The organism is Streptococcus cristatus (genome assembly GCF_003943815.1).
Taxonomy (GTDB): domain Bacteria; phylum Bacillota; class Bacilli; order Lactobacillales; family Streptococcaceae; genus Streptococcus; species Streptococcus cristatus_F.
Window position 1 is genome coordinate 1 of record NZ_RJNA01000046.1, and the last position, 1,156, is coordinate 1,156.

At 31.5% G+C, this 1,156-nt stretch carries 1 protein-coding gene; it reads right to left on the reverse strand.

The genetic code is table 11. The features are described 5' to 3' along the window. Positions 1–1,156 (reverse strand): AMP-binding protein (locus D8872_RS10630; protein WP_142999581.1); only part of this gene is annotated, 1,156 nt, incomplete at both ends.

A 1,156-nucleotide genomic window follows, 5' to 3' on the forward strand; every position in this document is an offset into this window, starting at 1 on the left:
ATCTGTAATACTAAAACTTGAATTACTTTACTATTGCTCTCAATACCTTTTTCAATTTCCCCTAACTCTATACGAATTCCATTTCTCTGAATTTGATTATCTTTTCTTCCAACATAGTAAAGACTTCCATTTTTATAGTAAACAATATCACCAGTAGAATAATATCTATCCCCATCAATTACTGGAAATCTTTCATTATTTAGACTTGTGTTAGTATACCCTTTTGATACTCCCTTCCCGCCAATATAAAGTTCACCATAATTGTGGGTTCCGTTGCTTTTAATGATATATTTTACACCCTCTAATGGAACACCTATGGGTATATCTTCCGTCTCGTCTTTCGTAATAATATGCGCTGTCGCATATATTGTAGTCTCTGTAGGCCCATACGCATTAATCAATTTAAAATTTAGCTTATTTCTTTTCCAAAGTCTATAAATTGATAAATTAAATTTTTCACCAGCAATAACAACATACTTAATGGTAGAATCTAATTTTTGCAATATCGGTTGTTCTAATCTCTCTATAAATGCTAAAAATGCTGCAGGAGAAAAGGCTAGATGCGTTATTTTATTTTTAAAAATAATTTCTGCTAAACATTTATAATTCGAGGGAACACTCAAATCTAGACAGTATACGCTACTGCCGCTCACTATCCAACCTAACATTTCTGTGATCGATACATCAAAACTATATGGTGTTGAAAATAAATATCTAGATTCTTCGACGGCAGGTGTTATAGTATTCAAGTTCCTTATGATATAATCTAAATTGGCTATCGACACTATTACACCTTTTGGTTCACCCGTTGATCCAGATGTGTGCAAAATATAAGCTTCTCGTTCTCTAAGGTATATAAAAGGATTTTCTATCGGCAATTTCTCATCTGATTTCTTTGTAATAAATTCTGAAACATCCAAAAAATTCGTTTTTGAAACATACGGAATATTTTTATCAGATATGTACATCACAGCTTGGGTGGATGAATAAATTTTTTTAATTTTATCTCCATTTAAAGAGTAATCTATCGGAACATAACAGTTATTCGATTTTAATATTGCAATCATAGCTAATATTTGATTAATCCCATGTGGTAAGATAACAGCAACACGTTGGTTCACCCCTATTTTGCGAACTATTTGATTAGCTACTATAT